This window comes from Bradyrhizobium sp. 23AC, from assembly GCF_054863025.1.
In genome coordinates, this window is record NZ_JAVAYN010000161.1 from 1 (window position 1) to 271 (window position 271).

At 59.8% G+C, this 271-nt stretch carries 1 protein-coding gene; it reads left to right on the forward strand.

The features are described 5' to 3' along the window. Positions 1-271 (forward strand): GDP-mannose 4,6-dehydratase (locus RAD10_RS41920; RefSeq protein WP_461622031.1); only part of this gene is annotated, 271 nt, incomplete at both ends.

Consider the following 271-nt stretch of genomic DNA (forward strand, 5'->3'; position numbering starts at 1 on the left):
TTGTTCGCCAAATCTGCTCATGGATGGACCGCCTTCGCCCGTCAGACAAATCCTGCCATGAGCTTATCGAATTTGTGGCCGACCGGCCGGGTCACGATCAGCGTTACGCGATCGATGCGACCAAACTCGAGACTGATCTAGGGTGGCGCGCGCTCGAAACGTTCGAGACCGGTATTGAGAAGACGGTGCGCTGGTATCTTGACCGCCGCGACTGGTGGGCCCCGTTGCGCGACAAAGTCTATGGAGGTGAGCGGCTCGGGCTGGTGAAGGC